The following is a 19,182-nucleotide window of genomic DNA, read 5'->3' on the forward strand; positions in this document are numbered from 1 at the left end:
GTCGCCGAGCGGGCCGCCGGGCGATCTTCCGGCGGCCCCACCCCCCCGAAACCTCCAGCGAGAGCAAGGAGACACCGCAATGCGCTCCACACGTGTCAGGGCCGCACTGATCGCCACCGCGGGGCTGGCGCTCGCCGCCGCGACCGCCTGCGGAGGCGGCAGCACCCCGGGTGCCACCGCCCCCGGCCAGAGCGGCTTCACCGCCCCCAAGCTGGAGGCGATGAAGACGCTCGGACCGGCCGAGGGCCAGGTCAACCTGGTCGCCTGGGCGGGCTACGCCGAGGACGGCTCCAACGATCCCAAGGTCGACTGGGTCCACCCCTTCGAGAAGGCCACCGGGTGCAAGGTCAACACCAAGACCGCGAGCACCTCCGACGAGATGGTCAACCTGATGAAGACCGGCGAGTACGACGCCGTTTCGGCCTCGGGTGACGCCTCGCTGCGGCTGATCGCCTCGGGCACGGCCGCCCCGGTCAACCTGGACCTCATCCCCAACTACAAGGACGTCTTCGAGGGCCTCAAGCTCAAGCCGTGGAACTCCGTGAACGGCGTCCCCTACGGCGTGCCGCACGGGCGCGGCGCCAACCTGCTCATGTGGCGGACCGACGTGGTCACCACGCCCCCCGACTCGTGGGGCGTCGTGTTCGACCCGGCCTCGCCGTACAAGGGCAAGGTGACGGCCTACGACTCGCCGATCTACATCGCCGACGCCGCCGTCTACCTCATGGCGACCAAACCCGAGCTCGGCATCAAGAACCCGTACGCGCTGGACGACAAGCAGTTCCAGGCGTCGGTGGACCTGCTCAAGCAGCAGAAGCAGATCATCGGCGAGTACTGGTCCGACTACACCAAGGCGATCCAGGCGTTCAAGGGCGGCGACACCGTCGTGGGCACCACCTGGCAGGTCATCGCCAACCTCGCCACGGCCGAGAAGGCGCCCGTGGAGGTGGTGCTGCCCAAGGAGGGCGCGACCGGCTGGTCGGACACCTGGATGGTCGCGGCCCAGGCGAAGAACCCCGGCTGCGCCTACAGGTGGCTGGACTGGATCATCTCCCCCACCGCGAACGCGCAGGTGGCCGAGTGGTTCGGTGAGGCCCCCGCCAACCAGAAGTCGTGCGCGCAGACCTCGGACAAGGCGTTCTGCGACACCTTCCACGCGACCGACGAGAGCTACTTCTCCAAGGTCTACTACTGGACCACGCCCATCGCCCAGTGCCTGGACGGCCGGACGGACGTCAAGTGCGTCGACTACTCGGAGTGGACCCGGGCCTGGACCGAGATCAAGGGCTGACCTCGGCGACACGACAGCGGGAAGCAGCGGGAAGCGGAAAAGCGGAAGGGGACGACATGCCGGTGACCACGGTTCCGGAGAGCGCGGTTCCGGGGAGCGCGGGCCGTACGGGGCCGCGAGGGCGGCTGGCGGCGTTCCTGGACCGGCACGCGCGAGTACGGCTGGCGCTGCTGCTGTCGGCTCCCATGGCCTGGCTGGGGATCGCCTACCTGGGAGCCCTGGCCGCGCTGTTCGTCACCGCCTTCTGGAGCGTCGACACGTTCACCGGTGACCTGATCAGGGTGTTCACCTGGGCCAACTTCCAGGACCTGGTCACCGGTGACGTGTACCGGACGATCGCGCTGCGCTCGCTCGGGGTGGCGGTGGCGGTCACCCTGATCGACCTGGTGATCGCGTTCCCGATGGCGTTCGCGATGGCGAAGCTCGCCTCCCCGCGGGCCCAGCGGTGGCTGGTCATCATGGTGCTCACGCCGCTGTGGGCGTCCTACCTGGTCAAGGCCTACGCCTGGCGGGTGATGCTGTCGTCGGAGGGCATCCTCGGCTGGGGCTACGGGCTGGGTGCGACGATCATCACGCTGTCCTACCTCTGGCTGCCGTACATGATCCTGCCGATCTACGCGGGCCTCGAGCGCCTGCCCGACTCGCTGCTGGAGGCGGCGGGCGACCTGGGCGCGCGGGGCTGGCGGACGTTCCGGACGGTGGTCTGGCCGCTGACGTTCCCGGCCGTGGTGGCGGGGTCGATCTTCACGTTCTCGCTGTCCCTCGGCGACTACATCGCCGTGAAGATCGTCGGCGGCAGGTCGCAGCTCATCGGCAACGTCGTCTACGACAACATCGGCGCGGCCAACAACCTGCCGTTCGCCGCCGCCGTCGCCACCGTGCCCGTCGTGATCATGCTGGTCTACCTCACCGCCGTCCGCCGGACCGGCGCCCTGGAGAACCTGTGAACATCTCTCGTACGGCTCGCGTCACGCTGCTGGCGGCTCTGGTCGCCGGTCTCGGCGTCATCTACGTGCCGCTGCTGATCGTGCTGCTGAATTCGTTCAACTCCGACCGGACCTTCGCCTGGCCGCCCACCGGCCTCACCACGCGGTGGTGGGAGGCCGCCTGGAACTCCTCCGGCGTGCGCGACGCCCTGTGGACCTCCGTCCAGGCCGGCCTCGGGGCCACCGCGATCGCGCTGCTGCTCGGCACGATGACGGCCTTCGCGGTCCAGAGATACTCCTTCTTCGGCAAGAACACCGTGTCACTGCTGATCCTGCTGCCCATCGCGCTGCCCGGCATCGTCACCGGCATCGCGCTGAACAACGCCTTCCGTACCATCCTCGAACCGTTCGGCGTGGGCCTCGGGCTGTTCACGGTGATCGTGGGACACGCCACGTTCTGCGTGGTCACCGTGTTCAACAACGTGCTGGCCCGGCTGCGCCGTACCGGGACGAGCGTCGAGGAGGCCTCGGCCGACCTGGGCGCCGACCCGTTCACGACCTTCCGGCTGATCACCTTCCCCATGATCCGCTCGGCGCTGCTCGCGGGCGGCCTGCTGGCGTTCGCGCTGTCGTTCGACGAGATCATCGTGACGACGTTCACGGCCGGGGCCGGCGTGCGGACCCTGCCGATCTGGATCTTCGAGAACCTGTTCCGCCCGAACCAGGCGCCGGTGGTCAACGTGGTCGCCGCCGCGCTGATCATCTTCTCGATCGTCCCGATCTACCTCGCCCAGCGCCTGTCGGGCGGCGCCCGGACCCACTGACCCCGTCACGCCCTGCGCAGGATCAGGACGGCGATGTCGTCGCGCGGCGAGGCCCGGGTGAAGGCCTCCAGGTCCTCGCTCAGGGCCTCGGCGAGCCGGGCGGGCGGGTCGCGGGCCCACGCGCGCAGCCGCTCCTCCAGGGGATAGAACGAGCCGTCGCGGTCACGGGCCTCGGTGACGCCGTCGGTGCACAGCAGCAGGGTCGCCCCCGGCGGCAAGGCGAACCGGAAGCTCCGGCGCGGCTCCGTCGTCAGCCCGGCCAGGCCGAGGGGCAGGCCGTGCTCCTCCAGGCGCACCGGCCCGACATGATTGTCATAGATCAGGTACGGGGCGATGTGCCCGCAGTTGACCGCCTCGATGTCGCCCTCCAGACCGATGTCGAGCACGAGGGCGGTGACGAAACGCTCGGGCTCTCCGGTGCGCGCGGCGAACGCGTTCTGCCTGACCACGGCGCTCTCCAGCGCTTCGACGACGCCGGTGAGCGTGGCCTCCCGGTAGACCGCCTCCCGGAACGCGCCGACGACGACGAAGGCGTTGCCGATCGCCGACAGCCCCTTGCCCTGCACGTCCGCGATCAGCACCCTGGTCCAGTAGTCGGAGGCGGCCACCTCGTAGATGTCGCCGCCCACCAAGGAGTCCTCCTCGACCGGCTGGTAGAGACCGTCCACGACGACCTCCCGGGTGCGCAGCGGCAGCGGGCGGACGAGGTGCCGCTGCAGGGCCGCCGCCGCCGAACGCAGCCGGTGGACCTCCTCGTCTCGGCGGATCCGATAGTGGCACCCGAACACGCTCGCCGCGCCGAACGCGGCCGTGAACCCGGCCGCGATCAGGGCCGTGCGCGGGCCGCCACCCAGCCAGGCGACGGACGCGGCCACCACCAGGACCACCCACACGGACGCCAGAACCGTCTGCCGGACGGTGCCCAGCCCCGAGACGATCGCCGGCAGGAAGATCAGCAGCGGCACCAGCCCCACGGCCGTGCCCGTGAGCAGGTCGAACCCGACCACGGCCACGGTGATGATGCCGAGCCAGGCTACGAACGTCCCCGCCGAGAGAAAGGGCCGCCTGCGCCGCCGCCGCCGTCCGCTACCCCACACGCCCCGCGTCACCCCCCGTGTCCACCTTCTACCAGGCAGTTCCCCCCTCCAGCCGACGGACACGCGAACCTTCGCGGGTCGGCTTTCAGCCCCGCGAGGCCGCCCGGTTGCCGCGCCACCGGCCCCGGCTACGACATTCCTTCCCAGCTGCCAAACGAAGCGCAGGTCAGGGAGGCTGTAGCCTGGAAGTCAGGACGCTCGCCGATCGAGCGCAGGCGTTTCCGCGGCGAGATGGCGAGCACGACTCCCACACGTGCGGGGGTGGGGCCGATGCGGCTTCACAGTTCGCGGCTCACGGCGACGGCGGTCATGCTCACGGCGGTTCTCGCCGGGCCAGCGGGGGCGACGGGCCAGACGGCGGAGGCGCCACTCCGGCAGGACTGCACCGCGCCGGCGCTGCCCGGCAAGATCGTGGACGTGACCCTGAACGACGACACCGGGTCGGACATGATGGGGAACGGCCCCCCCGCCCAGGACATGCGGATGACCCTGTCCGTCAAGCCGTCCACGGTTCCGGCGGGCACCGTGTCGCTGCGGGTGTTCAACAAGTCGACGAACCTCGCGCACGAGGCCGTCGTGCTGCCGCTTCCGTCGGGACAGTCCGTCGGAAAGCGGGCGGTGGGTTCCGGTCAGCGCGTGGACGAGAAGGGCAGCTTCGGCGAGGCGGCGCGCAACTGCGGCCCCGGCGAAGGAGAGGGCATCGCTCCGGGTTCGATGAGCTGGACCACGCTGACGCTGCGTCCCGGCCAGTACGAGGTGGTGTGCAACTTCCCCGGCCACTACGCCGCGGGCATGTACGCCAAGCTCACCGTCACCAACGGGTGACGGGCAGGCGTGAAGAAGGTCAAAGTTACGGCCGGCCAGCCCGGGCTCGGCCCACTCACCCCACGACCACGCTCTTCACGTCCAGCCGGCCCTCGACATACCTGAAGTCGCGCATGAGGTCGACGACCCGCTGCAACCGTCCCGTGTCCATCCCGGTGGGGTAAACACCCAGCCGGGTCTTCGCGACGGCGGCCGTGTCGATCTTGGTGTAGGTCGGCAGCACCGCCTCGACCTCGGCGCGGCTGCCGGCGGCGGCACGCTGTCCCTTGGCGAGCGCGCGCTGGAAGGCCGCCAGCGTCGCGGGGTTGCGGGCGCTCCAGTCACCGGTGGCCGCCCAGCCGCCGACCGGCAGGTCCGCCAGATCCCCGGTCATCGGGTCGGCGAGCCGGCGCAGGAAGTCGTCCTGCAGGCCCAGGGTGACCCAGGGCTCGGGCAGCCAGGCGGCGTCGGCATTCCGCTGGGCAAGCGCGTTCTTCATTTCCGGGAAGGGGACCTCTACGAACTTGACGTCCTCGGCGGTCAGCCCTTCCTCCTTGAGCATGGCCTGGGTGGCGAGCGTGGCGAGGCCGTTCAGGTTGTTGACCAAAATCGTCCGGCCCTTGAGCCCGGCCACGGTCTTGACCCGCGAATCGGCCCTGACCATCAGGTTGAAGACGTCGGGCGCCGCCTGGTAGAGATCCGCGACCACCCGGATGTCGGCGTCGTGGTCATGGGCCTTGAAGGCGGACACGTAGTCCGTCTGGGCGAGGTCCAGCAAGCCGCTCTTCAGCGGGGGCAGCGACGCGGCGGCGCCCGTCACCATCACCGGTTCGACCGTCAGGCCCTCCTGCTCGAAATAGCCCTTGGCCTGGGCCACGAAGAGAGGCGCGGAGTCGGCGCTCGGCATGACGCCCACCTTGATGACGTTCTTCTCGAGCGGGACCTTCTTCGGCGGAATCTCCGCCGTGCCGCTACAGGCCACGGCCGTGACCGCCAGGGCGATCGCGGCGACGACCCTTCTGCCACGAGTCACGAGTGTCATCAGGCGGGCTCCCTGTATCAGGCGTCGACAGGCCCGGAAGCGTAGCCGATAACGATCACGCCCAAGAATGGAACGCCCTTATTGACGATATTTCATGACTTCGGGCGAAATTATGCTTTTTATCCAGTTTCTCTATTACCAGGCGACGTCCAGCGAGGCCAGGCCATACACGATGTTGAACGAGCGGAATCGCACGTCGGGACCGGCCGGCCGCAATCCGGGGAAACGCCGGAAGAGCGCCGGGAAGGCGATCCGCATCTCCATCCGCGCCAGCGGCGCGCCCAGGCAGTGGTGCACGCCATGGCCGAAGGCCACGTGGCCGGGCTCGCCCCGGGTGATGTCCAGCCGGTCGGCGTCGGGCATGAGCGCCGGGTCGCGGTTGGCGGCGGGCAGCGCGCACGCCACCAGCTCCCCCGCCCCGATGGTGCGGCCGCCCAGCTCGACCTCCGTCGTGGTCACCTTGAAGGTGCCGGAGTGCACGATGCTGAGCCAGCGCAGCAGCTCCTCCACCGCGGCGTCGATCCGCTCGGGCTCCTTTCGCAGCAGGTCGAGCTGGTCCGGGTGGCGCAGCAGGGCCAGCGTGCCCAGAGAGAGCATGTTGGACGTGGTCTCGTGCCCCGCCAGCAGCAGCAGGCCGCCGATGCCGATGAGCTCGTTGGCCGTCAGGTCGTCGCCGTGCTCGCGCACCAGCATGCCGAGCAGCGCCTCGCCGGGCTCGGCCCGGTTGCGGGCGACCAGCCCGGCCATGTAGGCGCGCGACTCCATCTGCAGCGCCATCCGCTCCTGGATCGGCACCGACATGTCGAGCATCCGGCTGGTGCGGTGCTGGAACACCGCCCGGTCCTCGTACGGCACGCCCAGCAGCTCGCAGATCACCAGTGACGGGATCGGCAGCGCGAACGACGAGACCAGGTCGGCCGGCGACCCGGCGCTCTCCATCGCGTCCAGGTGCTCGTCGACGATGTGCCTGATGCGGGGCTCCAGCCGGCGCATCCGGCGGATCGTGAACTCGGGCGTCAGCATCCGGCGCAGCCGGGTGTGCTCGGGAGGGTCGACGCCGAGCAGGTTGCCCGCCCGCAGCGCGGCCAGGTCCTCCTCGCTCAGCTTCGGCGCCCCGGACAGCTCCGGGATGCCCATCTGGGCGATCCTGAACCGCTCCGCGTCGCCCAGCACCTCGCGCACGTCGGCGTGGCGGGTCACCAGCCAGGCCTCGACGCCGAACGGGGTGCGGACGCGGCCGACCCCCTCCTCGTCGCGCAACTCCCCCAGCTCCGGAGCCGGGTCGAACTCCGTGCGCCGCATGTACAGCGGCAACGTCTCGGACTCGGTCATGAACCCCCCAGGGTCGGCTCGCCGTCCCGGCCGGAAACGCGGGCCGGGCCTTCTCCGCTGTGATCGTTCGGACTCCACTCTGGCCGCTCCACCGCCCGTCCGCCAGAGGACATCACGAAGCGGTCCGGTTCTTTCGCCCAGACGGCCGAACGCGCCGGCCACGGTCTTGACTTCGCTCTTGACCTCGGCCGGCCGGAGCGGAAAACAGGGCGACCGTCACGAGCGTCGCGGGCGCGGCGGGGTGAGGGGGCGTCCGCCGCGTGGGGTGTTGCGGGTGCCTTTGCGGCAGATGCCGGTGGCGCCCAGGCCGCGCCGGGCGTAGAAGTCGTCGACGGCGGCGAGGATGTTGTCGATCGTGGCCGGGGCGTACCTGCGTTCCTTCAGATGGCGGTCGTAGTCGTGGGCCGTCACGATGGCCGCGGACATGTCGGACAGCGGGTCGGCGGTGAGCGTCCCGCCGGCGGCGGCCTCGGCGGTCCAGGCCAGGAAGTCGCCGACGTGGGAGAGGTACTTGGCCTTGCTGGAGTCCGCCAGCCGCGAGCCGGCCAGCGCGGCGGCGTACGCGGACAGCATCCCGCCGTAGGGGGACGGGAGCCGCCCGCCCTTCGCGGAGTAGGGGCTGATCATGTTCCGAACGCTAGGGACCGGCCCGCACCGCCACCAGCAGCGCAGGTCCTCCGGTCGAGGGACTTCCGGCCCTTGCGGGCGGCCCCGGAGACGGGTTCGGCGACCTGCCGCCCCGCTCGCCGATCGGCGCCGCGCGTGTCCCGCATGGAGACGGCGGCCTCGCTCTCACCGATCAGCGGCGGCGCCCGGCCCGCGTGAGGCGCCGGGAAAGTGACGGGGGTCCACATCCTCAGGGACCTTCGTCACTACAGTCCGGTGCCCGGTCGGTGATGAACTCCTGGTCGGCCCGCTCATGGAGGCCGGCCTGTAGGACCCCGAGGAGCGCGTGCGCGGCCCCCGGGCGGAGCGTGGAGGTAGGAGATCGTGCTGAGCTGGGCTGACCCGATCCGGGCCCGACGTGGCTGAGGCGGTGTGGCCCGTCCTGATCCAGGGCGGCATGGGCGTGGGAGTGTCCGGATGGCGGCTGGCCCGCGCCGTCGCCGGCACGGGACAGCTTGGCGTGGTGTCGGGGACGGCGCTGGACGCGACACTGGCCCGGCGGCTGCAGCTGGGCGACCCGGGCGGACACCTGCGGCGCGCGCTGGCCGCCTTCCCGGTCCCCGAGATCGCCCGGAGGGTGCTCGACCGCTACTTCGTGGAGGGCGGCGCCGAGCACGGCACGCCGTACCGTCCCGTCCCCCGGATCGGCGTGCGGCCCAGCCGGGCCAGGGACGAGCTGGCCGTGGTCGCGAACTTCGCCGAGGTCTTCCTCGCCAAGGAGGGCCACGACGGCCCCGTCGGCGTCAACTACCTGGAGAAGATCCAGATGGCCACGCCGGCGGCGATCTACGGGGCGATGCTCGCCGGGGTCGACTACGTGCTGATGGGGGCCGGGATCCCGGCCGAGATCCCCCGGCTGCTCGACGAGCTGGCGGCGCACCGCCCGGCGGAGATCACGGTCACCGTGGCCGGCGCCGACGAGGCGCGGCACACCGTGGGCCTCAATCCGCGGGCGCTGCTCGGCCGCTCGCCGGCGCCGCTGTCGCGGCCTCTGCTGCTGGCGATCGTCTCGTCCCACGTGCTCGCCGCCTACCTGGCCAGGTCGCCGCGGACCCGGCCGGACGGGTTCGTGCTGGAGTCGCCCGTGGCGGGCGGGCACAGCGCGCCGCCCCGGGGCCGGATGCGGCTCGACGAGGGCGGCGAGCCCGTGTACGGACCCCGTGACGAGGCCGACGCCGGCAAGGTGGCTGCGCTCGGCCTGCCGTTCTGGCTGGCGGGCGGGTACGGCTCGCCCGGCGGGCTGGCGCGGGCCCTGGAGGCGGGGGCCACCGGGATCCAGGTGGGGTCGGCGTTCGCGCTGTGCCGGGAGTCGGGGCTCGACGAGGAGCTGAGGCAACGCCTGCTGCGGCGGGCGGCCGACGGCACCCTGGAGGTCCGCAACGACCCGTCCGCCTCCCCGGCGGGCTTCCCCTTCAAGGTCGCCCGGCTGCCCGGCACCCTGTCGGAGCCGGACGTCTACGCGGAGCGGCCCCGGCTGTGCGATCTGGGCTATCTGCGCGCCCCGTACACGAGGCCGGACGGCGCGCTCGGCTACCGGTGCCCGGCGGAGCCGGTCGAGATCTACGTGCGCAAGGGCCGCCCGGCCGAGGAGGCGGAGGGGCGGCGGTGCCTGTGCAACGGCCTGCTCGCCGCCATCGGGCTCGGCCAGCGGCGCCCGGACGGCTACCAGGAGCCGCCGCTGCTCACGCTGGGCCAGGACATCGGCTTCCTCGACGGGCTGCCGGACGACCATTCGGCGGCCGACGTCGTGGCCGGCGTCCTGGGCGCGCGGATGCCCGGCTGACCGGACCCCGGAGGGAGGGGCCCGGTCAGCCGGGGGTCAGACGGAGATCCGGCCCGCGCGTCGCCGCCGAGTCGCAGGAGTTCGTCTGGGCCAGGCGCCGCACGCCGTCGGACGTGCTGCCGCCCGGCACGGTGAGGCACAGCCCGCCCCCGTCGTTCACCACGGTGTACGCCCCGGGCGTGAGAGCGGCCGCGGCGTGGGTCAGACGACGCCCGCGTAGACCCAGCGGCCGTCGAGGCGGACGAAACGGCTGTGCTCCTCCAGCACGCCCGGACGCCCACGCTCGACGTAGTGGGCCCGGAAGCGCACGGTGCCCTCGCTGTGGACGACACTGCCGCCGGTGGTCTCCAGGATCTCCAGGCTCACCCAGCGCAGCCCCTTGTCGAAGCCGACGCGGGCCGGCCGGGCGGCCGGGTGCCAGGTGCGCAGCAGGTAGGCCTCGTCACCCGAGCCGAACGCGCTGAACCGGGACCGCATCAGCTGCTCGGCGGTGGTGGCCGCCCCCTCGCCCCGGTGCAGACGGCCGCAGCAGTCGGAGTAGGGGGCCGGCAGGCCGCAGGGACAGGAGGCGGTGGCGCGACGGGACATGCCCTTATTCTGCCTGCCCCGGCCTATTCTGCCTGCCCGGCACCGGCCCCAAGGCCGATCACCGGCCGGACGGCCGCGAGCCGGGCCGTGAGGGCGGTCAGCGTCTCGCCGAGCGGCGCGTCCAGGGTCAGCACGGCGTCGGCGTCGCCGCCGGTCGGCCCCTGGTTGACGATGGCGATTGGGAGGCCGAGCGCGGCGGCCCTGCTGACGAACCGCAGCCCGGACCTGATCGCCAGCGACGACCCGAGCACGAGCACCGCCCGCGCACCGTCGACCAGCGCGAAGCACTCCTCCACCCGGGGCCGGGGCACGTTCTCGCCGAAGAACACCACGTCGGGCTTGAGCAGGCCCCCGCACGCCGCGCAGTCGACCACCCGGAACCCCTCGACCTGGTCGTCGGTGAGCGCGGCGTCGCCGTCGGGGTTGACGTGGCCGCCGGCGTCCCAGCCGGGGTTGGCCGCCCGCAGCCGGCGCTCCAGCTCCCGGCGAGGGGTCCGCTCCCGGCACGACAGGCAGACGACCCGGTCGAGCCCGCCGTGCAGCTCGATCACCCCACGCGCGCCGGCCGCCTGGTGCAGGCCGTCGACGTTCTGGGTGACGATGCCGTCGAGCAGCCCGCGCCGCTCCAGCTCGGCCACCGCCCGATGCCCGGCGTTGGGGACCGCCCCGCCGATGTGCCGCCAGCCGACGTGGCTGCGCGCCCAGTAGCGCCGCCGTGCCTCCGCGCTGCCGACGAACCGCTGGTAGGTCATGGGCTCGGCCCGCCGGGCACGGCCCGTGGGACCCCGGTAGTCGGGGATCCCCGACTCCGTTGACAGGCCCGCCCCGCTGAGCACCACCACCCCGCCACCGGCCAGCAGCCCGGCCAGCGACTCGAACGGCCCTCCGGTTTCGGTCACAGTCTCATGGTGCCCGACCCGCGGTGCCGCTCGGTGGCCGCGGTGGTGCGCTCGACGTCGCCGGCGGCGATGGCCTCGACCAGCTCGGCGTGGATCTCGACCCGCAGGTCGAGGTAGCCGTCGTCCGGCCCGTCGGGGTCCGCGTCGGCGCGGGTGGCCAGGTCGGCGATGCAGCGGGACATGCTGAGGTAGACGGCGCGGGCGAGCGGATTGGGGGTGATCTCGGCGATCCGCTCGTGCAGCTCCCAGTTGGCCCGCATGAAGCGGTCGGCGCCCCCGGCCGCGGCACGCCTGAGCCTGGTCAGCAGCTTGCGCAGGGCCGCGATGTCCTGGGCGGTGCGGTGGCGGGCGGCGTCGGTGGTGATCAGGAGCTCCAGCGCCTCGCGTACGGCGATGGCGTCGGCGACCGTGGTGGGCTGGCGCCGGACGGTGAGCAGGGTGTGGCGGAGCCGGACGACCGGGTTGGGGTCGGCCACGAACAGCCCGCCGCCGCGCCCTGGGCGGATCTGCACGGTGCCCCGATCGCTGAGGAGCCGCGCGGCCTCGCTGATCGTGGCGCGGCCGAATCCGGAGCGGTCGCGGAACTCGTCCATCGTGCCGATCGGATCGCCCGGCCCGAGGCCCTTTTCGGTGATCATGCGTTCGATGTCGGCGGCAAGGGCTTCGGCCCGTGTCTGGGGTGCACCGATAACCACCTGCGCGAATCTACCAGATCACTGGCTCTCGCCCTGGTCTGACGCTACGCTCCTGGGTTGAATAAACCGGCGAAAGGTACGGGTGTTATGCACGCGCCTGATGACGACCCGCTGCTGCGGCAGGTTCTACGCGGGGTCAACGGCCCCGACGAGCGGCTGAACGAGGTCGTCTCCTCGCTGATCACCCACCTGCACGCCTTCGTGGCCGAGGTACGCCCGACGGAGCGCGAGTGGCTGACCGGCCTGGGCTTCCTGGCCGAGACCGGGCAGCGGTGGTGCGGCCCGCATCGCGACGAGTTCATCCTGCTGTCCGACATGCTCGGCCTGACCACCGCGGTCGACGACGTGAACCACTCCGGCCCCGGCACGATGACGCCCTCGTCGGTGCAGGGCCCGTTCCACTCCCCGGCCCCGCCCCGCGAACTCGGCGACTGGATCAGCCACGGTCCCGAGCGGGAGCGCGGCACGCCGGTCGTGGTGCACGGCAGGGTGCTCGACTGCGACGGCGCCCCGGTGCCGGGAGCCCTCGTCGACGTGTGGCAGGCCAACGACACCGGCCTGTACGACAGCCAGGACGACACCCAGGACCTGGGCAACCTGCGCGCCCTGCTGACCGCCGGCCCGGACGGCGGCTACTGGTTCCGCACCGTCCGGCCCAGCAGCTACCCGGTCCCGACGGACGGCACCGTCGGCCGCCTGCTCAAGGCGATCGGGCGGCACCCGATGCGGCCCGCCCACGTGCACGTCAAGGTCACCTCCCCCGGCCACCGGCCGCTGACCACCCATGTGTTCCTGGCCGGCGATCCCTACCTGGACTCCGACGCGGCCTTCGCGGTCAAGCCGGAGCTGATCTGCCACCCCGTGCGCCGCGACTCCGCGGACGACCGGCGCCGCTGGGAGATGGACGGGCCGTTCGAGGAGATCGAGTTCGATCTGCGGATGGTCCCGCTCGGCTGGACGGAGGAGCGGTGAAGCTCGTCGGGGTGATCCTGCCCGGCGCCGGCCAGGTCCAGGTCGCCCGGCTCGACGGCGACGAGGTCCATCCGATCGCGGAGGTCGGCCGGTTCTGGTCGGACACCCGGCACTGGACCGCGCGGGCCGCCGAATCCCCCGGAGCCGGTGTCCCGGCCGGCTCCGTGCGGCTCGTCCCGCCGGTGCCGCCGACGGCCCGGGTGATCTGCGTCGGCCTCAACTACCGGGCCCACGCCGCCGAGGGCGCGTTCGCCGTGCCGGACCATCCGACGCTGTTCGGCCGCTGGACCGCGTCGCTGAGCGTGGGCGGCGTGCCCGCGCCGGTCCCCGTGGACGAGGCCGGCCTCGACTGGGAGGGCGAGATCGCCGCGTACGTCGGCGCGCCGCTGCGCGAGGTGGACGCCGACACCGCGCGGGCCGCCGTGCTGGGCTACTCCACCTTCAACGACCTCACCGCCCGCCGCGCCCAGAAGCTGACCACGCAGTGGACGCTCGGCAAGAACGGCGACCGCACCGGACCCATGGGACCGCTGGTCACCGCGGACGAGGTCGGCGACCTGCGCGACGGGCTGCGCCTGCGCACCCGCGTCAACGGCACGCTCGTGCAGGACGGCGACACCAAGGACATGATCTTCGATGTGGGCGAGGTGCTGTCGCTGATCAGCCGCACCTTCACCCTCCATCCCGGCGACGTCGTCGCCACCGGCACCCCCGAGGGCGTCGGCTACGTCCGCAACCCGCCCTGGCTGCTGCGCCCGGGCGACGTCGTCGAGGTCGACGCCGAACGGCTCGGGGTCCTGCGCACCCCCATCACCGGCCCCTCCGGTTCCTAGCGGGCCGGCCACCAGGAAAGAAGCCAGCCAACAGTGACTGAACCCATCGAGACCGAGGTCGTGATCGTCGGTGGCGGGCCCGTCGGCCTGACCCTCGCCCACGAGCTCGGGTCACGCGGCGTCGAGTGCGTGCTCGTGGAGCCGCGGCCGGAGGCGGGCCAGGGCTCGCCGCGGTGCAAGCAGATCAACCCGAGGTCGATGGAGATCTTCCGCCGGCTCGGGGTGGCCGGGGCGATCCGTGACAACGCGCGGCTGCCGTTCGGCTGGTCGGACACGGCGGTGTTCTGCGCGAGCCTGACCGGGCACCGCATCGAGCGGTTCGACGGGATCTTCGGCCTGTCCGACATGCAGCGCAACGAGCTGGCCGAACCGGCGCAGTGGTGCGGGCAGAACCGGGTGGAGGAGGCGCTGCGCGGCTGCCTGGACCGCCGCGCCACGGTCTCGGCGCGCTGGGGCTGGACGGTGGACGGCCTCGAACAGGACGCGAGCGGCGTCACCGCCGAGGCCGTCGACGCCGGTGGGCGGCGCCATCGGATCAGGGGCCGCTACCTCGTCGGCGCCGACGGCGGGCGCAGCGTCGTCCGCCGCGAGCTGGGCATCCGGCTGTCCGGCCAGACCCACGAGGTCCGCAACGTGCAGGCCGTGTTCACCGCGCCCGGGCTGTCGCAGGCCCACCCGCACGGCCCGGCCGTGCAGTACTGGGTGGTCAACCCCGAGGTCAACGGCCTGATGGGGCCGCTCGACACCGAGGGCACCTGGTGGGCGATCATCATCGGCGCCCCCGAGGACCCGACCGCCCAGTGGGTGGAGCGGGCGCTGCACACGATGATCGGCGCCGACCACCCGCTGGAGGTGCGCCTGCTGGACCCCTGGACGTCTCGCATGCTGGTGGCCGACGGCTACCGGCGGGGCCGCTGCTTCCTGGCCGGTGACGCGGCGCACCTCAACCCGCCGTGGGGCGGGTTCGGCGCCAACACCGGCATCGGCGACGCCGTCGACCTCGGCTGGAAGCTCGCCGCCGACCTGGGGGGCTGGGGCGGCGCCGGGCTGCTCGACAGCTACGAGACCGAGCGGCGGCCGATGGCGGTGCGGGCCATCGCCGAGGCGGCCAACAACATGCGCGTCCTCACCGGCGAGCTGGCCCGTCCCGGGCTCGACGACGACACCGAGGAAGGGCGGCAGGCCCGGCTCAAGGCGGCCGAGCTGGTCAGGCGGACCAAGTCCAGCGAGACGTACACGCTGGGTTTCGTGCTCGGCGCCACCTACGCCGGCTCGCCGCTGGTCGTGCCCGACGACGGCCCCTCCCCGGAGTCGCGGACCTCGGTCTACCGCCCGTCGGGCGCGCCGGGCGGGCGGCTGCCGCACCTCTGGCTGGGCCGCGACCGTTCGCTCTACGACGAGCTGGGGCCCGGGTTCACGCTGGTCGAGATCGCGGCCGAGCCCGCCGACGCGCGCTGGGAGAACGCCGCCCGCGAGCGTGGCGTCCCGTTCGGCCGGCTCCACCTGCACCGCCCCGACCTCACGGATCTGTACGGCGCCCACTACCTGCTCGTCCGCCCCGACCAGCACATCGCCTGGCGCGGCGACGACCCCTCCCCCGACGCGGGCGCGATCCTGGACCGGGCGCGCGGGGAGCAGCCCTGACGGCTCGCGAGGCGCCGGAACGCGCCAAGGGGCCGAACACACTGGCGTTCCACCATCCCGCGCACGACACTGGGAGACAGACGTAGGCGGTAACCCGTGGAGGAAACCGTGCCCGGAGCCGAGCCCGAGGGAAAGGCCGCGCCAGAGACCCCCAGGCGCAGGACGTCCGCCATTGACGGGCGCCTGCCGCCGGGCGTCCTGGAGATGCTCGCCACCCGGAAGGACCTGGACCCCGAGAAGCGTGCGGACCAGGACGAGCCGGCCGAGGCCGCGCCTTCTCCGCCTCCCACGGCCGCGGACAGCTGACACCCCGATGAGATGACCGGCCGTTTCGAGCAGGGGGAGACCACATGACGCAGACGCCTGTGCGGGAACCCGGAGAGAGGATCCTCGTCGAGTTCAGCCAGCGCGGTGGATTACGGCAGGTCTCGTTGAGCGCCCCGGAAGCGATGGCACGCTCAGCCGAAGCGGTCGACCAGGCGATGGACACCATCCACGGAATGGCCGAACGCGTGCGCGACACCGTGGCGAAGCTCGCGGTGCGTCCCGATGGAGTCCAGGTGGAGTTCGGCATCAAGTTCGACGCCGAGGCCGGTGCCGTCATCGCCAAGGCCGGCGTCGAGGCGGCGGTCACGGTGACACTGACATGGGGTCCGAGTGGCACGCCATGAAGCGGACGGATGGGGCGGGCGCGCCACAGGTCATCCTGCAGGATGTCAGGGAGTTCACCGTTCAGATCCGGGATCCGGAAGGACAGGCCGTCCTCGGCACCGGGGTGGTGATCTCCCGTAGCGGCCTGGTCGCCACCTGCGCCCACGTCGTGAGGGCGGGCGGGGTGGAGCCGCGCGCGAGCCGTGAGGCCAAGGTCCGCGTCTACTTCCCCTCCTCCAGCCGCAGGTCCGAGGCCGCCGAGTTACGCACCGCGTGGATCATCGCGTGCTTCTCCGACAGTGATGACGACTTGGTGTGCCTCCAGGTGGACGGCCCCCTGCCGTTGTCCTCGGAGCGGGTGGCCGTCCTGGGAGCCGCCGAGGACTCCCACTGGCATGGCTTTCGCAGTTACGGGTATCGCCTGTTGGGCGGTTACTTCGGCGCCTGGGCGCGCGGGATCATCCTCGGTGAGGTGGAGGCCCCCGCCGACCGGCGCCTGTTGCTCGATCCCGTGCAACTGGAGTCGAAGCACATCGATGCCGGGATGAGCGGCGCCGCCGTTCTGGACGTCGAGCGGAATCTGGTGGTCGGGGTTGTGACGGAGACATGGATCGCCGAGGTCTCCGGCAAGGACCGAGACACCGCCTGGGCCGTCAACGCGGGGCTGCTGGAGCTCTCACCCCTTCGTGTGGATCTGCGGAGCGACCCGCTCCCGCTCGTCAGGGCCGAGCCCGCCCATGTCCAGCCGACTCTGATCGGCCGTGCGCGCCCACGGCTCGCGGCGCGCCACATGGACTTCGCGCCGCTGCCCCTCCCCGAATGGGTCGGTCGCGACGGCCTCCTCCAGGAGCTGGGTGAGTGCGCGCGCGACGACGAGCTGCTGGTGGTCAGCCTTGTCGGCTTCGGCGGCGAGGGCAAGACCAGCATCGCCCGCCGGTGGATCGACCAGATGAGCGCGTCCTCGCCCGAGGAGGAGCAGCCCAGCGTCTTCTGGTGGAGTTTCACCGAGCGCGCCAGCGCGGACGACTTCCTCGAGGCCGCTCTCGACTTCGTCAGCGGCGGAAGCATCTCCCCGGACGAGCTTCCGGACGGGCGGGCCAGGGCCGAGTGCGTGGCGGGGCTCCTCGGCCTGCGGCGGTTCCTGTTCGTCCTGGACGGCTTCGAGGTGATGCAACATCAGGAGGGTGACCACTACGGCTCCGTGACCAGTGCCGATCTCCGAGATTTCCTGACGTTCTTCGCGACGCCGGACCACACGTCCATGTGCCTGATCACGACCCGGGCTCCGGTCTTCGACCTCATCCCGTACGTGACCCATCACCAGGTGGACGTGGAGCCCCTGGAGATCGAGCCGGGTAAGGAACTGCTGAGGAAGCTCGGCATCTACGGACCCGAGCCGTCCGTCGAACAGGTGGTGCGCGACTGGGGCGGGCACGCGCTCACCCTCAGCCTGGTCGCGGCCTACCTGATGACCCGGCACAACGGCGACGTGCGAAGGGTGACGTCGCTGCCCGCCCCAGACCCTGACCTGCCCCGCGACGTGCTCGTCCGGAGGATCCTCAGGGAGTACGACGCGTGCCTCTCCGAGGAGGAGCGGACGTTTCTCGTCCGTTACAGCGTCTTCCGCACGCCGATCCCGGATGACGCGCTTCGCCTGATCCTCCCCGACACCCCGTGGGCGGAGGGCGGCCTGGAATGGCAGCGGGCCCGGTCGGCGGTGTTCCGTCATCTCATCGCGGCCAGGATCGTCCGCCGGGACGCGTCGGGCCGCACCAGCATGCACCCTCTGGTACGCGCCTTCTTCGGCGGCCAGGCCACGGACGACGAGGCGCGCCGTGCGCTGCACCGGAGAGCCGTCGACTACTACCTGTCGTCGTCGGCCCCCGTCGCCGGGGTCCGCACACTCGAAGATCTCGGCGCCGCGGTGGAGGCCGTCCACCACGCCTGCCGGGCGGGCATCCACGACGAGGCCTGCGACCTTGTCCACGAGCGGCTGTACGAGGGCGAGCGCGGCCTGATCACCCGAGAGCTCGGCGCCTACGAGTCAGCCCTCACCGTCTTCTCCGACTTCTATCCACGGGGCGAGCTCATGCGCCGGCCCCTGGTCCGCGACGGAGCCTCCCGGGGGTGGATCCAGCACGAGGTCGCCACGTGCCTGCAGATGCTGGGCCGGCTGCGCGAGGCGGCCGCCGCGACGCGACGCGCCACGCAGGCGTTCAGGGCGGTCGGGGCCTGGCATGACGCCGCCGTGAGCTGCCAGAACATGGCCGAACTCCATCTCAGCCTGGGCGCCTTGCCGGCCTGCGGTCCGATCGTGAACGAAGCGTTCGAGCTCGCCCGCCGTGCCGCGGACGAGGAGGACGTGCTGGTCGCCGAAACCCTGCGCGGCGCCCTCGCGCACCTGGAAGGGCGGACGGACGAGGCGGGTGAGGCCTTCGCCGCCGCGCTCCGCATCGCTCGCGAGCACACTCCGATTCCCGCCCTCTACAGCTCCAGCGGCATCCGCTACGCGGACTATCTCCGTCATCTCGGCCGGGCCGACGAGGCGCGTCGGGTGCACGAGGTCAACCTCGAAGTGTGCCGGGCGGCGGGCTGGCGGGGCGACGAGGCCGGCTGCCTCACGGGGCTCGGCGACCTCGCCCTCCACGCCGGCGACGCCGGCAGGGCTCGCCAGTGGTACGAGCAGGCCTTCCGCATCGCCCGCGGCATCACCCGGCGAGACGTCCTGATCGGCGCCATGCTGGGCCGCTGCCGCTGGGACCTGCGCTTCGGCACATCCGACGCCGCGGTCCTCGCCGAGCTCAAGCAGGCGCTCACCATGGCCATGGCCGGCGGGTACCGCATCGCGGAGATCGACGTGCACCTTCTGATCGCCGAGACGCATCACCGGCTCCGCGACCTCGAGGCGGCGTGGGATTCGACCACCCGGGGCGAGCAGATGAGCTGGGAGATCGGTTATCACTGGGGGGCTCGGCGTGCCGAGGAGCTGACCGGGCAGTTGGAGCAGGACGCCTGAACAGTGCCCGGCCCCGCGACCTGAGCCAGGTGCCGGCGAGCGATTGCTTTTAACATTTCTGGCCCGAACGATGCGGACGTACCCCCGCGTAGCCGCATACGGACGGCTCGGCCGGGCCG

19 protein-coding genes are annotated in these 19,182 nt (G+C 72.0%); 11 read left to right on the forward strand and 8 right to left on the reverse strand.

All coding sequences use genetic code 11. The features are described from left to right. Positions 1-79 precede the first annotated feature (79 nt). From AB0C16_RS35375 to AB0C16_RS35385, 3 genes are read left to right on the forward strand one after another with little or no spacing between them, the layout of a single operon-like run. On the forward strand, positions 80-1,291 hold the full coding sequence (locus AB0C16_RS35375) for an ABC transporter substrate-binding protein (RefSeq protein ID WP_357689663.1): 1,212 nt from the start codon (positions 80-82) through the stop codon (positions 1,289-1,291). A 56-nt stretch (positions 1,292-1,347) separates the two neighbouring features. Next, positions 1,348-2,238, forward strand: coding sequence for an ABC transporter permease (locus AB0C16_RS35380; protein ID WP_357689665.1), 891 nt, complete (start codon positions 1,348-1,350; stop codon positions 2,236-2,238). Beyond that, the gene (locus tag AB0C16_RS35385; RefSeq protein ID WP_357689667.1) at positions 2,235-3,041 is read left to right on the forward strand and encodes an ABC transporter permease; all 807 of its coding nucleotides are present in this window, start codon (positions 2,235-2,237) and stop codon (positions 3,039-3,041) included. Before AB0C16_RS35380 ends, AB0C16_RS35385 begins: the two co-directional genes overlap by 4 nt. A 5-nt stretch (positions 3,042-3,046) precedes the next feature. On the opposite strand, the gene AB0C16_RS35390 is transcribed toward AB0C16_RS35385, so the two are convergent. Then, the gene (locus tag AB0C16_RS35390; protein ID WP_357689669.1) at positions 3,047-4,150 is read right to left on the reverse strand and encodes a PP2C family protein-serine/threonine phosphatase; all 1,104 of its coding nucleotides are present in this window, start codon (positions 4,148-4,150) and stop codon (positions 3,047-3,049) included. A gap of 258 nt (positions 4,151-4,408) precedes the next feature. On the opposite strand from AB0C16_RS35390, the gene AB0C16_RS35395 reads away from it, so the two are divergent. Beyond that, positions 4,409-4,963: a plastocyanin/azurin family copper-binding protein gene (locus AB0C16_RS35395; RefSeq protein WP_357689672.1), complete on the forward strand. Its 555-nt coding sequence runs from the start codon at positions 4,409-4,411 to the stop codon at positions 4,961-4,963. Positions 4,964-5,018: 55 nt separating this feature from the next. Here the strand turns inward: AB0C16_RS35395 and AB0C16_RS35400 are convergent, their stop codons facing one another. The 3 genes from AB0C16_RS35400 to AB0C16_RS35410 form a co-directional block, all read right to left on the reverse strand. Further along, the gene (locus AB0C16_RS35400) at positions 5,019-5,984 is read right to left on the reverse strand and encodes an ABC transporter substrate-binding protein (protein WP_357689674.1); all 966 of its coding nucleotides are present in this window, start codon (positions 5,982-5,984) and stop codon (positions 5,019-5,021) included. 135 nt (positions 5,985-6,119) lie between these two features. Next, positions 6,120-7,316 (reverse strand): cytochrome P450, encoded by a 1,197-nt coding sequence (locus AB0C16_RS35405; RefSeq protein WP_357689676.1) that lies wholly within the window; start codon positions 7,314-7,316, stop codon positions 6,120-6,122. Positions 7,317-7,532: 216 nt separating this feature from the next. Continuing rightward, positions 7,533-7,943, reverse strand: a complete 411-nt coding sequence (locus tag AB0C16_RS35410) for a hypothetical protein (RefSeq protein WP_357689678.1) — start codon at positions 7,941-7,943, stop codon at positions 7,533-7,535. A gap of 397 nt (positions 7,944-8,340) precedes the next feature. Between AB0C16_RS35410 and AB0C16_RS35415 the strand changes: the two genes are divergently transcribed. After that, positions 8,341-9,765 (forward strand): nitronate monooxygenase, encoded by a 1,425-nt coding sequence (locus AB0C16_RS35415; protein ID WP_357689680.1) that lies wholly within the window; start codon positions 8,341-8,343, stop codon positions 9,763-9,765. Positions 9,766-9,790: 25 nt separating this feature from the next. On the opposite strand, the gene AB0C16_RS35420 is transcribed toward AB0C16_RS35415, so the two are convergent. The 4 genes from AB0C16_RS35420 to AB0C16_RS35435 are packed head-to-tail and all read right to left on the reverse strand — an operon-like array spanning position 9,791 to position 11,947. Beyond that, positions 9,791-9,928: a hypothetical protein gene (locus tag AB0C16_RS35420; RefSeq protein WP_357689682.1), complete on the reverse strand. Its 138-nt coding sequence runs from the start codon at positions 9,926-9,928 to the stop codon at positions 9,791-9,793. A gap of 38 nt (positions 9,929-9,966) precedes the next feature. Then, positions 9,967-10,353: a YchJ family metal-binding protein gene (locus AB0C16_RS35425; RefSeq protein ID WP_357689684.1), complete on the reverse strand. Its 387-nt coding sequence runs from the start codon at positions 10,351-10,353 to the stop codon at positions 9,967-9,969. A gap of 23 nt (positions 10,354-10,376) precedes the next feature. Then, a complete protein-coding gene (locus AB0C16_RS35430) occupies positions 10,377-11,252 on the reverse strand; it encodes an NAD-dependent protein deacetylase (RefSeq protein ID WP_357689686.1) in 876 nt (291 codons plus the stop codon). After that, positions 11,249-11,947: an FCD domain-containing protein gene (locus AB0C16_RS35435; protein ID WP_357689688.1), complete on the reverse strand. Its 699-nt coding sequence runs from the start codon at positions 11,945-11,947 to the stop codon at positions 11,249-11,251. The genes AB0C16_RS35430 and AB0C16_RS35435 overlap by 4 nt, the downstream gene beginning before the upstream one ends. An 87-nt stretch (positions 11,948-12,034) precedes the next feature. Between AB0C16_RS35435 and AB0C16_RS35440 the strand changes: the two genes are divergently transcribed. The 6 genes from AB0C16_RS35440 (at position 12,035) to AB0C16_RS35465 (ending at position 19,063) form a co-directional block, all read left to right on the forward strand. Further along, positions 12,035-12,919: a dioxygenase gene (locus AB0C16_RS35440; protein ID WP_357689690.1), complete on the forward strand. Its 885-nt coding sequence runs from the start codon at positions 12,035-12,037 to the stop codon at positions 12,917-12,919. After that, entirely contained in the window at positions 12,916-13,752 is an 837-nt protein-coding gene (locus tag AB0C16_RS35445) for a fumarylacetoacetate hydrolase family protein (protein ID WP_357689692.1), read from the forward strand. The genes AB0C16_RS35440 and AB0C16_RS35445 overlap by 4 nt, the downstream gene beginning before the upstream one ends. 33 nt (positions 13,753-13,785) lie before the next feature. After that, on the forward strand, positions 13,786-15,396 hold the full coding sequence (locus AB0C16_RS35450) for an FAD-dependent monooxygenase (protein ID WP_357689694.1): 1,611 nt from the start codon (positions 13,786-13,788) through the stop codon (positions 15,394-15,396). A gap of 96 nt (positions 15,397-15,492) precedes the next feature. Continuing rightward, positions 15,493-15,702, forward strand: coding sequence for a hypothetical protein (locus AB0C16_RS35455; RefSeq protein ID WP_357689696.1), 210 nt, complete (start codon positions 15,493-15,495; stop codon positions 15,700-15,702). 44 nt (positions 15,703-15,746) lie between these two features. Beyond that, on the forward strand, positions 15,747-16,067 hold the full coding sequence (locus AB0C16_RS35460) for a CU044_2847 family protein (protein ID WP_357689698.1): 321 nt from the start codon (positions 15,747-15,749) through the stop codon (positions 16,065-16,067). Continuing rightward, positions 16,064-19,063 carry a tetratricopeptide repeat protein gene (locus AB0C16_RS35465; protein WP_357689700.1) on the forward strand — a complete coding sequence of 1,000 codons (3,000 nt, stop codon included), beginning with the start codon at positions 16,064-16,066 and terminating at the stop codon, positions 19,061-19,063. The genes AB0C16_RS35460 and AB0C16_RS35465 overlap by 4 nt, the downstream gene beginning before the upstream one ends. Positions 19,064-19,182 lie beyond the last annotated feature (119 nt).

It is taken from the genome of Nonomuraea sp. NPDC048916 (genome assembly GCF_040649575.1).
In the GTDB taxonomy this organism is placed as follows: domain Bacteria; phylum Actinomycetota; class Actinomycetes; order Streptosporangiales; family Streptosporangiaceae; genus Nonomuraea.

Excerpts from the sequence above, each read along its gene's own strand:
- AB0C16_RS35400 (WP_357689674.1), bottom strand. The coding sequence starts at position 5,984 with ATGACACTCGTGACTCGTGGCAGAAGGGTCGTCGCCGCGATCGCCCTG.
- AB0C16_RS35395 (WP_357689672.1), top strand. The coding sequence starts at position 4,409 with ATGCGGCTTCACAGTTCGCGGCTCACGGCGACGGCGGTCATGCTCACG.
- AB0C16_RS35465 (WP_357689700.1), top strand. The coding sequence starts at position 16,064 with ATGAAGCGGACGGATGGGGCGGGCGCGCCACAGGTCATCCTGCAGGAT.
- AB0C16_RS35425 (WP_357689684.1), bottom strand. The coding sequence starts at position 10,353 with ATGTCCCGTCGCGCCACCGCCTCCTGTCCCTGCGGCCTGCCGGCCCCC.
- AB0C16_RS35440 (WP_357689690.1), top strand. The coding sequence starts at position 12,035 with ATGCACGCGCCTGATGACGACCCGCTGCTGCGGCAGGTTCTACGCGGG.
- AB0C16_RS35380 (WP_357689665.1), top strand. The coding sequence starts at position 1,348 with ATGCCGGTGACCACGGTTCCGGAGAGCGCGGTTCCGGGGAGCGCGGGC.
- AB0C16_RS35410 (WP_357689678.1), bottom strand. The coding sequence starts at position 7,943 with ATGATCAGCCCCTACTCCGCGAAGGGCGGGCGGCTCCCGTCCCCCTAC.
- AB0C16_RS35375 (WP_357689663.1), top strand. The coding sequence starts at position 80 with ATGCGCTCCACACGTGTCAGGGCCGCACTGATCGCCACCGCGGGGCTG.
- AB0C16_RS35405 (WP_357689676.1), bottom strand. The coding sequence starts at position 7,316 with ATGACCGAGTCCGAGACGTTGCCGCTGTACATGCGGCGCACGGAGTTC.
- AB0C16_RS35460 (WP_357689698.1), top strand. The coding sequence starts at position 15,747 with ATGACGCAGACGCCTGTGCGGGAACCCGGAGAGAGGATCCTCGTCGAG.